The organism is Verrucosispora sp. SN26_14.1 (assembly GCF_004307965.1).
Lineage (GTDB): Bacteria > Actinomycetota > Actinomycetes > Mycobacteriales > Micromonosporaceae > Micromonospora.
The window spans coordinates 1-12233 of sequence record NZ_SISL01000001.1; the positions used below are offsets into that span (position 1 = coordinate 1).

12 protein-coding genes are annotated in these 12233 nt (G+C 70.4%); 8 read left to right on the forward strand and 4 right to left on the reverse strand.

Going from position 1 to position 12233, the window contains the following annotated elements:
- From EYA84_RS32310 to EYA84_RS00020, 5 genes are all read left to right on the forward strand, one after another.
- On the forward strand, positions 1–3919 hold a 3919-nt coding region (locus tag EYA84_RS32310; RefSeq protein ID WP_201272234.1), incomplete at its 5' end, for a hypothetical protein.
- Between the two features lie 170 nt (positions 3920–4089).
- On the forward strand, positions 4090–4353 hold the full coding sequence (locus EYA84_RS00005) for a hypothetical protein (protein WP_131050847.1): 264 nt from the start codon (positions 4090–4092) through the stop codon (positions 4351–4353).
- Between the two features lie 3 nt (positions 4354–4356).
- Positions 4357–4617 (forward strand): hypothetical protein, encoded by a 261-nt coding sequence (locus EYA84_RS00010; protein WP_131050848.1) that lies wholly within the window; start codon positions 4357–4359, stop codon positions 4615–4617.
- Positions 4614–5270, forward strand: a complete 657-nt coding sequence (locus tag EYA84_RS00015) for a hypothetical protein (RefSeq protein ID WP_131050849.1) — start codon at positions 4614–4616, stop codon at positions 5268–5270. The genes EYA84_RS00010 and EYA84_RS00015 overlap by 4 nt, the downstream gene beginning before the upstream one ends.
- Positions 5267–5695 (forward strand): hypothetical protein, encoded by a 429-nt coding sequence (locus EYA84_RS00020; RefSeq protein ID WP_131050850.1) that lies wholly within the window; start codon positions 5267–5269, stop codon positions 5693–5695. Before EYA84_RS00015 ends, EYA84_RS00020 begins: the two co-directional genes overlap by 4 nt.
- Positions 5696–5894: 199 nt before the next feature.
- On the opposite strand, the gene EYA84_RS00025 is transcribed toward EYA84_RS00020, so the two are convergent.
- From EYA84_RS00025 to EYA84_RS00040, 3 genes are all read right to left on the reverse strand, one after another.
- Positions 5895–6131, reverse strand: coding sequence for a GntR family transcriptional regulator (locus EYA84_RS00025; RefSeq protein ID WP_131050851.1), 237 nt, complete (start codon positions 6129–6131; stop codon positions 5895–5897).
- Between the two features lie 1053 nt (positions 6132–7184).
- A complete protein-coding gene (locus tag EYA84_RS00035) occupies positions 7185–7787 on the reverse strand; it encodes a response regulator transcription factor (protein WP_131050853.1) in 603 nt (200 codons plus the stop codon).
- Positions 7784–8932 carry a sensor histidine kinase gene (locus EYA84_RS00040; RefSeq protein WP_201272235.1) on the reverse strand — a complete coding sequence of 383 codons (1149 nt, stop codon included), beginning with the start codon at positions 8930–8932 and terminating at the stop codon, positions 7784–7786. Before EYA84_RS00040 ends, EYA84_RS00035 begins: the two co-directional genes overlap by 4 nt.
- Before the next feature lie 107 nt (positions 8933–9039).
- Here EYA84_RS00040 and EYA84_RS00045 point away from each other — a divergent pair, with 107 nt between their 5' ends.
- The 3 genes from EYA84_RS00045 to EYA84_RS00055 are packed head-to-tail and all read left to right on the forward strand — an operon-like array spanning position 9040 to position 11349.
- Positions 9040–9921, forward strand: a complete 882-nt coding sequence (locus EYA84_RS00045) for an ABC transporter ATP-binding protein (RefSeq protein ID WP_131050855.1) — start codon at positions 9040–9042, stop codon at positions 9919–9921.
- Between the two features lie 25 nt (positions 9922–9946).
- Positions 9947–10666, forward strand: a complete 720-nt coding sequence (locus EYA84_RS00050) for an ABC transporter permease (RefSeq protein ID WP_131050856.1) — start codon at positions 9947–9949, stop codon at positions 10664–10666.
- Positions 10663–11349: a GPP34 family phosphoprotein gene (locus EYA84_RS00055; RefSeq protein ID WP_131050857.1), complete on the forward strand. Its 687-nt coding sequence runs from the start codon at positions 10663–10665 to the stop codon at positions 11347–11349. The genes EYA84_RS00050 and EYA84_RS00055 overlap by 4 nt, the downstream gene beginning before the upstream one ends.
- Before the next feature lie 34 nt (positions 11350–11383).
- Here the strand turns inward: EYA84_RS00055 and EYA84_RS00060 are convergent, their stop codons facing one another.
- Positions 11384–12226: an ATP-grasp domain-containing protein gene (locus EYA84_RS00060; protein ID WP_131050899.1), complete on the reverse strand. Its 843-nt coding sequence runs from the start codon at positions 12224–12226 to the stop codon at positions 11384–11386.
- Between the last annotated feature and the right edge of the window lie 7 nt (positions 12227–12233).

Sequence of the window (12233 nt, forward strand, 5' to 3'; positions counted from 1 at the left end):
GCCGTGGGGCGCCCGCACGGCGCGATGGCTCGGCGAGGCGGCGAGGTCCGGGTGGGCGTGGTGGCGACGACGGACGATCGGCGATCCGCTGGACCGACCGGAGAGCATGGCGCAGGAGGTGGCCCACGCGGCACTGTCGCCCCACCATCTGACGGCCAACGCCCTGCAGGTCTTCAACAACCAGTACGTGACCGAGAACATCGGCGGGCACGGCATGGTGTCGGGAACCGACGTCTCGGTGACGGTCGAGGGCTACCTCACCGACGTGAGACTCCTGCCATCGCCCGGGATCATGGACATGGAGAGCTGGCTGCAGTCCTTCGACGGCTCGTCGCAGACGGCGGAGCAGAGCGTCGGGTACGAACTGCCGGCGACGCTCACCGGCACGTACGGCAGCGTCACGCAGTTCGTACCGGCCGGGACGTACACCCATCTCCAGCGGACGGACACCCGCACGACGTTCAGCGACAACACGATGGCGTTCCGGGTCACCACGGAGAACGACGTCTCGGTGTTCCGCTTCTCGGCGACGGCCGTCTATCTCGTCACGGTCACCAAGGGCCTCCGCAACGTGGTGGCCGGGACGCTCGCCGGCCGACCGTACGTCGAGTGGCAGGTCGCGGTCGAACTGCCCGAGGCCGTGGAGTTCCTGCTCGTCGAGAACGACCTGATCAACCACCCGGAGCTGCGGCAGATCCCCGGCGTTCCGCAGGTCGACCCGGAACAGACCCTCGCGATCGCCGACCGCACGTTGCCCTCCTGGTTCGTGCACGGTCGCGGGAGGCTCGGGTTCGGCGTCGCCACCGCAGTGGTCCCCCGGGGCGCACGTCCGCAGCTACGTACCCATGTCCGCGCACTGGTCGAGGCCCAGGCACCGGGCGTGACCAGCCCCGGCAACGCCGCATACCTGCCCGGTGTCCGATCGCGGATCGCCGACCACACGTCCACCCTGGGGCTGCGGACCCTGATCAACGTCGGCCCCGAGGGCCGCGCCTCGTTCCACTTCGTACACCGGTCGTGGCTCGGCCCACGGGTCGTGGAGGTCGAGTTCCGCGCAGAGCCGGTCGAGGACGCCGCGCAGCTCGCGGCACGGCGAGGCCGGCAGACCTCGTCCAGCGCGGGCCTGGACACCATCCTGGCCCACTCCTCCGGCGAGGGCGGCTCGCTGCCGACCCCGGGTGCGAGCAAGCTGAGCGTCACCCGGGTCGTCGCCAACAGTGTGGCCTTCTCGCCGGCCGTCAAGCAGTACGGCCACCAGACGCAGCCCACCCTCTCGATCGGCGCCCAACACCAGCGTGTGCAGACCGCGACGTCCCTGCGGGAGTACCGGACCTGGGAACGGACCATCGTCACCACCCAGTTCGACCGCGTCCCCTACACACTCGGCGTGACCGTACGCTCGATGCCGTTGGAGGACGCACTCGTCGTCCGGGTGGGCCGGGCCGCGATCACCGGGCTCCTCACCACGGGCCGGCTCGTCCGGCGGGCCTGGCCGAACCTGCCGACGCCGAGTGCGGTCGGCGAGTCGTCCCATGCCTTCGCGGCCCTGGTCACGTTGCGTTTCAGCCAGGCGGAGACGCCTCGCCTCCCGGCCGGCGACCACCGGCAGGTCCCGCCGCTGCTGCTCACGTCCGCCCCGACCGCCGTCGTACCGCCGCCCACCGACGCGGTCGTCATCGACCTGGAGATCCCGGCAGCGGTTCGCGACCTGGTGACCGGACCGTCCTGGCGGCTGAGCCGACCGTTCTCCGTGTACGACTTCGACGCCGTCTCGCAGCTCGCCCACGCGATCCGGACAGTCGACCCGTCCCTGGCCGACGACGACCAGCTGCACAACTCGACGTCGGCGGAGGGCATCTTCGTCCGCCTGTCCAGCCTCGTCCGCTCGGGCCGGGTCACCATGCTGGAACCCGCCGCGGTGGGCCGGTTGCTGGGCCGCGCGGGCAGACCGGGTACGTCACTGCAGTTCGCGCTCTACGCGCCCCGACCCGCGAGCTCCAGTCGCAACGTGGCCATCGACGGCATCAACGCCAACACCGACAGCTTCACCACGACCGTCACCGGGGCGACGACGCCGACGATGACCTTCGGCGACGCCCACCCGCTGACCCGGGACGTCACCAACACCGGCGGGCCGACCGTGCCGGTCCTCGGGGTCGACGCGGCACACGGTCAGGGCGTCGGCGGCTCGGCACAGCGACGCGAGATCCTCCGGTTCGGCACCCCGACGGAGTCGGCCGCCGGCCTCGGCACACCCGGACACCAGGTCGTCGCCGTCGCCGTGATCCGGGTCGACGGCCCCCACGGCACCCGGTGGGTCGTCGGCAACATCGACCTGCGCACCACGGAGGCCCCACCCGCCCCGGCACCGGCCGACGTGATCACGCCCGGCACGCCGGAAACACACTCCCCTGCCCGGGACGTCGCGCCACCGCACGCCCCGACCATCGCGGAGCAGACCCCGGCCGACCTGCCGTCCACGGCGGCCCCACCGTCCGTCGCGTCGGCGGTACGCACCGACGGCGGTCCGGCGGTGGTCGTCGCCGCCGGAGCTGTCGAGGACGACCCGCTGATGCCCGAGGAGATCACCTCCGTGGACGGGGTCTGGTTCGCCGGTGCCCCGCCGGGACCCCGCGACGAGCTGGCGCTGACCTCCCTGACGCAGGCAGTGCGGGCGGCGGAGGCAGAGCGGCACGTGGTGATCGTCAACACGCCCCGGCTACAGCCGCAGAACGCCTCCGTCGTCGCGGCGCTCCGTCAGGCGGTGGACCGGCTCGCCTGGTGGGACGGGCGTGGTGTGGTCGTCGCGGTGCTGCGCGCCGACGCGCTGCTGGAGGCGTGGCTCGACCGTGCGGCGGTGGTGACCGTGCGACGAGTGCCGGCACCGGTCGACAAGGACCGGGTGGCGCTGGACACGGTATGGGAGCTGCGTGGCGCGGGAGGCCGGCGCGAGCAGTTCCGGGAACGACCGACCGCCGACCTGGTGACCGCAGCAGTCGAGGCGAGCCGGACGGTGGCACGCCCACCGCTGCCACGGGACCTGGCGCGGTGGCTCTCCACCGACACCTGGCCGCAGCGGCAGGCCCTTCTCGACGAGCTGGGAGAGCGGCTCGTACGCCCTGACATGCTCGACGCGCTCGAACAGACCGCGACCGCCGAGGGGCGCCCGGGAGGCGTCCTGACCTGGCTCGACCAGGTTGGTCCGTGGCAGGTGGCGGATCGGATCAGGCACGACTCGGAAGGCGTGCGCGACGAACTCGGGCTGGTCGACTCCCGCAGCACGCGGCGCGGAATCGCCAACCGGGTGCTGGAGGAGATGTGGGCGGAGAGCCGCGCCGCCCGGGAACTCGCCGCGATGTCCGTGCTCCTGCGGCATGAGCTGGCCGCCCGTGACGACACCGCACCACCGACTGAGACGGCGACCGCCCCGGCCGTCGCGGACCCATGGAGCCCGCATCCTCCGGTCGCCGGGCTGTCGACCCGGCAGATCTTCGCCTACCTGACGCGCGGCGAGCCGGAGTGGCAGGATCCCCGCGCCGGCCGCTTCCTGCTTCGCGCGGTGTTCGACCGCCACCTGTCGTACGACGACTACGCCGCACTGGTCCTGGCGGGCGCCACCAGCACGAGCCAACGGGTGGAAGGTGTCATCGCCACGGCTGTCGCCGTCGTCCTGGAGCTGTCCCGCCGGGTCCCCGACCAAGAGCGCGACGAGGAGGTGCTCCGCAGCATCGACGACGTGATCACAAGCCTGCAGTGCCTGATCGACCCGACGCTGCGAGTGGAATGGGTGTCGCGGACCGACCCGGCCTGGTGGAGCGGAACGCCGCTGGCCGCCAGCCTGCACCGCGACGGCCGGCTCTCGTCCACGAGAGCCCGACTCGACCACCTGGCCGCGCTGATCGCCTCATGCGGCTACTGATGTCGACAGTTCCGCCGCGACATCAACAATCTCGTCACTGGCGAACGGATGGCCTGGCCTGACTGCTCCCTCGACGGACGGGGCTGCGGAAGGCAATTCATGTTGGATAGTGTCTGCCTCGCTACGTTGTGTGTCGAACGCCATTGCCCGCAGCAGACCGGAAGGACGGCATGGCCAGCATCGAGCAAGTCAAGGCCGAACTTGCCCAGGCAGCCGAGCAGTGCAACGCCACGACGAACCAGATCAGAGCCGCCATCGAGGGCACCGAGCAGGTGCTCTCCCGGCTGAGGGCGGTCGCGGCCGGCACCGGACATCCCGCGATCTCGGAGGCGATCAGCCGCGCCGAACAGAGCAAGCAGCGGCTGATCGAGGCGGCCACCGTCCTCCAGGGCAGTACCCAAGCCGCCCGGCAATACATCAGCATCCTTGGCTGACCGGTGAGTATCGGCGAGGTCAAGGCAGCCCTGACGCAAGCGCACCAATCCCTCGACGAGGGCAGGACCACGGTCGAAGGGGTCGGTACGGACCTTGACGAGGTGTCCGCACTTGCGCTCGCCACCCTGCACGACAGCCAGCGGACCGAAGCAGCGCAGGCCCGCAAGGCCATCGCCGACGCCATCCGCGAGGTGAAGCTGATCTTACGGGTCCTCGCCGCCGCTCAGGACAACGGCCGCGCGTACCGGGATGTGCTGGGATGAGTGGCCTGCTCGCCCAGGTCATCGTCCAACTCAAATCCGCCGTGGACCAACTGGACGGCATCGCGGCACGCGCCACACGCGCCGCAGCAGACGCCGCCGAGGCAAACGTCCTCTACACCCGGGTCGGCACAGGCACCGACCATCCGAAGCTCCGGGCTGCAGTGATGCAGAGTCGCGTCGGCGTCGACAAAGCTCACCGGCTTGCCCGGCTGAGCAGCGACGCGGCCCGGCACATAGGCGCGTATATGAATACCATCGCTCCGGGATCGGCTTCGCTACCAGTCGCTGCCTCCGGGCCGCCGTCCGGTGAGGAGATCCTGACGGACAGCGATCGTCGTGCCCTCACCCGCGAACGGATGCGGGGAATGCTCACCCAAGCCGTACGCAAGGCCGACGAGCTACAGGAGCGGGCAGCCAACGCGACCGAGGCCACCCAGCAGATAATCAAGGTCTCTCGCGGCCCCCAGGGTCCTACCGGAACACACCACACGGGCACTGGCACCCCCGCCGCCCCGGGCGCCGCCGCACCACGACCGAAGATTGACAGCGCGGAGGCCGCAGGCAACCTTGTGGTGGTTGGCCTGCTTGCAGGAATGGGCGCGCGGTGGTTCGCGATGGCGGCGGGCAGGATGATTGCGAGGTTGAAGCGATGACGGTTCAGGCGCTCAGCGAGCTTGTCCGGGCGTTGGCAAGGGCTGACTGGGATGCTGCCGAGACTCTTGTCGCGGAGATTGGCCGTGGCGGCTGGGTCGGCGGTCTACAGATCATCGGTGCGGCGTTCACCCTCGCCGTCAACCGTTACTTTGGCCCCGGCACCACCCCGACCGACGTAGCCGCCTGGGTGGCCACGACCCGCGCTCGCTACGACGAGGGCGACACCCTGCCAGCCCTTGAGATGGAAGGCCTCATCCGCGCCGCTCTCGGTGAATCGCAGCTGGTCGACAGCATCCCCGCCGAGACCATGATCGCCGCCGAGATCTTCGTCCTTGGTCAACTGCTCCTAGAGATGACCCTGACTCCGGACGAACTCAATGAGTTCGTGGCAGAGGCAGAGGAGGTCGCAGCCGAGTACATGTAGGCGTGCGTCCATGCTGACATCGACATCCGTCGGCTGAGCTAGGCCGATGATCATTCGGGAGCCTCCCCCAGGACGGAACTTCGCGGTGGCGCGATCATCTTCGTGGAGCTGACGATTTGGCACTGAATCGGCGGTTTCCACTGAGTCTGTGCGTCGATCTCATGGACACAGCAGACTTCGCAGTGCGTGGCTCCTGTGGCTAGGGATCCTGCTCCGCTGGGTTATTGACGAAGACGCCCAAACCTTGTCGGCCGATGAGCTCGCCAGACTCGATCATGGAATCGACTGCCCTGCGGACGGTCGCAGAGGTTGTCGAGTGCTGGGCCATGAGTTCGCGCGTGGTCGGGATCTTCTCGCCTGGCTTCAACAGGCCTGCCTGGATCCGTGCCCTCAGATCATCGCGGATGGATCTCCAGAGGGGCTGGGCGTAGGGCATTCCTTGATGGGATCACCGGCCTTGAGGAAGAAGACAAGCAACCCTAACTTTGCTAGTAATCCTAGAAGACTTGCGCTAACGTCAACGCACAACTGAAGGGAGGGGCCATGGGCCGGCGGTGGAAGTGGTTCTTACGACCCGGCAGGGTGGCGCTCGACATCGTCGGGCAGGAGGCGCCGACGCAGCTTCGTCGGCCTGAGGTGGACTCTGTCGTGTCGGACCTCCGGATGACCTCGCGCTGCGACGGTTTGGAGGTCACCGAGTTACCTGAGGAGCGGTCGACGCGGCCGCGAAACGTGGTCGCGGGTCGCTACGTGCGAAGTCGGTCCGGTACACGCAACCGGGGCGAGGGACCGCGATGATTGTGGCAGTGCGGCTGCGCGACACGCCGAGGCGCGAACAGCCAGACTGCCACGATCATGTGCGCGCTTCTCGCCCGGCTCGCGGCCTGTGCCGGACCGGGTCGAGGTGGTGACGATGATGGTCGTCGGTGCCGTACTGCTGGGGTTCCTGGCTGGGCTGTTCGCGTTTCGGGTGAAGTCGCGGTGGTGCCCGCGCTGCGGGGAGTCGACCGACGCCATGCGCCAGGCCGCGGGCAGCAGCTCGATCCGCGTGCCGTCCGGGTCCGCCGTAGTCCAGTGGGACGGGCACCGTCGCGCACTGCACCTGTGTCTGCACCGTCGGCGGCACCACCACGTCCGCCGGGCACGCCGTCCACTGTGGTCCGGTCGGCGGTCTGCCGCCCGTCGATTCGCCGGCGGTCGCCGGGACGACCGCTGCCAGGGCACCGACCAGGCCGAGCATCCCGATCAGGGCGATGCCACGCTGTCGTCTCACGTCCAGGTCTCCTGTCGTCGTCGGGGGTGGTCCACCGGGTACGGCCACGGTGCCGTGGGGCACGGTCGGGCGGGAGACGCGTCGGGCTCCTTCGCCGTCCGCCGCGATGGACCTACCTCGATGACAACAAGCCCCGTCCGCCGCAGACAGTGACGCCACGTCACCGCTTTCGGGTCGGGATGTCAGTGCGGGCGTACCGCTACGAGCTGACGCGGCTCACAGCCAGTCGTGTTCGCGGGCGTACCGGGCCGCCTCGTGGCGGGTCCGGGTCTGGGTCTTGCGCATCGCGTTGGAGAGGTAGTTGCGGACGGTCCCGGGCGCCAGGTGCAGTCGGACGGCGATGTCGGCGACCGAGTAGCCCTCGCCGGTGACCCGCAGCACGTCGGCCTCGCGTTCGGTCAGGGGGCAGTCCTCGGTGATGGCCAGTGCCGACACGTCCGGGTCGATCCACCGTTTGCCCGCGTGCAGGGTGGCCACGACCGAGGTGATGTGGGCCGGTTCGGCGGACTTGCTGACGAAGCCCTGGACGCCGAGCCGCAGCGCCTTGCGCAGTACGCCGGGACGGGCGTGCCGGGTCAGCATGAGGACCACCTGGTCCGGGAGCGTACGCCGGATCTCCGCGACCGCGCCGAGGCCGTCGACGCCGGGCATCTCCAGGTCGATGACGAGGACGTCGGGCCGGTGCCGCAGGGTGGCCTCGACGGCGGACCGGCCGTCGTGCGCCTCGGCCAGGACGGTGATGTCTCCCTCCAGCGGCAGCAGTGCGGCCAGGGCCGTCCGCAGCAGCACCTCGTCGTCGGCGAGCACGATGGTGGTCATCGGTCATCCCTGCCCATGGTCGAGGGGGTGCCGGCGTGAGCCGTCGGGAACGTCGCGGCGGTCCGGAACCGCCCGTCCTGCTGTCGCACGGTCAACTCGCCTCCGTCGTCCGCCACCCGCTGACCGAGGACGGAGAGGCCGCTGAGTTCGGTGGGTTCGTCGCCGGTCGCGCCGTCGTTGACGATGGTGATGCCCGACGCGGAGAGGGTGATCTGGACCTGGGTCGCCTGCGCGTGCCGCAGGATGTTGGTGGTCGTCTCGCGCAACACCTGGCCGAGCAGCTCGCCGACCCGGGAGTCGACCTCGCCCTCCCGGGTCACCCGGACCCGGATGCCGGCGGCCTCGAAGAGGTTCTTCGCGTTCTCGATCTCCGCGGTGAGGTTGAGCCGCCGTTGCGCGTGGGCGAGTTCCTTGGTCTGCGCGATGGTGTCGCTGACCAGCGCGTACGTCTCCCGCAGTTCCTTCTCCGCCCGGACGGTGTCGCGGACCAGCAGCTTCTGCGCCAACGCGATCTTCAGTTTGACCACGTGCAGGGTGTGGCCCTGGATGTCGTGCAGATCGCTGGCGAAGCGGAACCGTTCCCGCACGACCGCCAACTCCGCCTCGCGTTCCCGGGTCTGTTCGAGTTCCCGGATCAGGTCGTAGAACCGCTCCCCCACCACCGTCATCAGCGTCACGACGACGGTGAGGGCGGCCGGGACGAGGACGTAGGCGACCAGGACCTGGCGGACGTCGTCGCGCTCCACCAGGAGTCGTGTCGCACCGACGGCGGCGACGTAGGCCAGCAGCGCGACCGCCGCCAGCACGCGCCGTCGCACCTCGCGCAGGGCGAGGGAGCCCACGGCGCAGACCCCCCACCAGGCGTTCGGACTGCCGGTGACCAACGCACCGACCGGCCACACCGCTGCCGCGACGACCAGGCACGGCAGGGCGACCCGCGCGAGGTCGTCGGCGGTCCACCGTTCGAAGGCGACCAGGGCCGCCACCACCCCCGGGGCCAGGACGAGAGCGTGCCACCAGGTACGCGAGTCGAGGTACAGCAGGAGCAGCGCGGCGAACACCACCGGCGGGAGTGAGGTGATGAGGTTGATCCGGCGCAGCCGTCCCCGCGTCGACTCGGTGAAGCGCGCCGATCTTGCTGTCACCATCCCAGTATCCGGCAGTGACCGGGCCTGACCAGTGACACCACGTCACATCCGGTCATGACGTGCGCGCACTGACGGGTCCCGACGATCCGCGCTGTCATGGAGGCATGTCCAGCACACCAGTCATCGACGTCGAGCGCCTCAACCTGACCTACGGCGACTTCCACGCCGTGCGGGACCTCTCCTTCCAGGTGCGGCGCGGAGAACTCTACGCACTGCTCGGCACCAACGGAGCCGGGAAGACCTCGACCCTGGAGGTCGTCGAGGGGCACCGGAAGCCGACCTCCGGCACCGTGCGCGTCTTCGGGCACAGCCCGCAGGACCGCCGCGCGGTACGTCCCCGAATGGGCGTGATGCTCCAGGAGAGCGGATTCTCACCGGACCTCACGGTCCGCGAGTCCGTCGGGCTGGTCGGCCGGCTCACCCGGCGTACGGACGACGTCGACCGGCTGCTCGACCTGGTGGACCTCACCGATCGGGCCGGTCGGCGGGTGTCCCAGCTCTCCGGCGGTGAGAAACGGCGACTCGACTTCGCCACCGCCGCCTACGGCACCCCGGAGTTGATGTTCCTGGACGAGCCGACGACGGGCCTGGACATCCAGTCCCGCGACGACGTCTGGGCCACCGTGGACCGGATGCGGGAGAACGGTGCCACGATCGTGCTCACCACGCACTACCTGGAGGAGGCGCAGCAGCGCGCCGACCGGATCGGGTTGATGCACCAGGGTCGCCTGCACCGCGAGGGCAGCGTCACCGAACTGACCCGTACCCTGCCCGCGGTCATCCGCTTCACCCTGCCCACGGCGGTGCCGGCGCTGCCGCTGGCGGCGGTCGTCGACGCCGACGGCACGGTCGTGGTCGAGACCTTCGCCCTGCAGAAGGACCTGCACGTGCTGCTGCGGTGGGCCGAGGAACACGCCGTGGAGCTGCGGGACCTCACGGCCGGGCCGACCCGGCTCGACGACGTGTTCCGCGCCCTCGGTAGCTGATCCCCCCTTCGACAGGAGTGTCACCATGTTGGCCATCGCGTCCAGCGAGCTGATCCAGATCTTCCGCAACCGGCTGGTCCTGATCACCAGCCTCGTCGTCCCGGTCGCGGTCTGCGTGTTCTTCGTCCGCCAGCACGAGACCTTCGCCGCCATCGGCAGCCTCGGCTACATCGCGGCGATCGTCATGTTCACCGTGGCCGCGTTCGGGCTCTACGCCACCGCCGTCACCACCCTGGCCTCGCGGCGGCAGAACCTGTTCCTCAAGCGGTTGCGCTCCACCGCCGAGAGCGACGCCGGCATCCTCGCCGGTCTGTTGCTGCCCGTCGTCGTCCTCGCCGTGCTCCAGGTGACCGCGATCCTGATCGCCCTGGCCGTCGTCGCCGGTCAGCCCTCCGACGTCCTGCTGCTCGGGGTGGCGACCATCGCCACCCTCGCCATGATGGTCGGCCTGGCGCTGGCGACCGCAGGACTGACGAACTCCCCCGAGCACGCCCAGGTCACCACGCTTCCCGTCACCCTCGGCGTGATCGCCGTGGCAAGCTGGGTGGGCATCACCGGCACGGCGGACCTCGCCTGGCTCAAGCGGCTGCTGCCCGGCGGCGCGGCCACCGAGCTGACCGTGAACGCGTGGAACGGCGGCGTCGCCGTGGCCGACTCGCTGCTCCTGCTGGCGCCCACACTGGGCTGGGTCGCCGTCGCCGTCGCCCTCGCCACCCGACTCTTCCGCTGGGAGCCCCGCCGATGACCATCGACTCGTGGAAGCCCTCGGACCCGCCGACCCTGACCGAGGATCTTCTCCTGCTCCTGTTCCAGCCCCGGTCCGGCACCATCGCCGGCGAGAACACCCTCTTCTACGTCCTCGCCGGAGCCGTCCTCGCCGACCTCGCGCTCAACGGCCAGCTGGCCACCACGGCGAAGGGTCGGATCAGCAGCGTCGCGGAGCACGTACCCTCCGACGACGTCCTGCGGGCGACCTGGGACTACCTCGCGGACAAGCCGCGCAGTGCGCAGACCGTCCTGGCGGCGATGGGACCCGGCCTGCGGCAGCCGGTGCTGGACAGGCTCGTCCGGCGTGGCGACATCCGTCAGGAGGAGCGCAAGGTGCTCGGACTGTTCCGCTCCACAGCCCTGCGGGACGGCGGCACCGACCGGCGCGCACGCCTGCTGGACGACGTCCGGCAGGTCCTCGTGGAGGGTGCGGAGCCGTCGGCCCGGATCGCCGCGCTCGCGGCGCTGCTCTCTGCCAGTGGAACGCTTCCCCAGTTCGATCGCGAGATCCCGTGGACGTCGCCGGTGATCACCCGGGCGAAGGAGCTCGAACAGGGGGACTGGGGCGCCACCGCCGCAGCGGAGGCCGTGACCCGCACCGTGACGGCCACCGTCGTCAACAGCACCGTCGCGGCCATCACCGTGCTCCCCCGAAGCTGAGGCCCGGCCACTCGGCGTCGGCGTGTACCGCCGGTCACCGGTCCCGGGTGGACAGGGCCGCGATCAGCGCCTGCGGTGCGACGGTGGAGGGGCGGTCGCTGACCTGGCCGTCGCCGAGTTCGACGACCCGCCACACGCCGTCGGCGCGCAGCGCGAGGTCCACGGTGACGAAGGGTAGGTCGAGCCCGGCGATCAACGGTGCGACCATGGCCAGGTCGACGTCGGCCGTCGCGGCAGCGTCGGGGCTGTCGGGGTGCGGTCCGACGAGGACGCACTCGCCGTCGACCCACCAGGTGCGGACTTCGGCGGAGGTGAAGTGTTCGAAGCGTCGCAGCACGAATCCGCCGACGAAGTCGTCGTCGCGCAACTCCAGGAACCGGCGCGCGACGCGCCACGCCGCCGCGCCGTCGGCGAGGTCGGGAATGTACGCGGCCTCGTCCCAGTGGTGCTTCATCGACTTGCTGTAGTCCCGCAGCACCGCCGGTCCCGCGCCCAGTGCGACACGGGCGCGGTCGAAGTCGGCCCGCTCCGCGCCCGTGGTCCAGACCGAGGGCGGGGTGACCGGAGCGAGTGCGGCGTACCAGCCGGGCAACTCGTGCGCCCGCCGGTACTGCGCAGCGTCGGTCCGCAGGATGACGCCGCGCTCGGCAAGGGCCTCGGCGAGCGTGGCGTACTGCTCGCTGCGCAGCATCCAGCCCCGGTACACGGCCGTGCCGGGGCCCTGGACCGGGGCGACCGCCCGACGTGCGTCCCCGCCCCGGGCCAACGCGTCATGGTCGACCACCGCCACCGTGAATCCGAGGGCACGTGCCGCCTGCGCCTCCGGCGTGAAGTGGTCGTCGGGTTGGCGTGGGCGCATCGGATTCGCGGGGACCATCAGGATC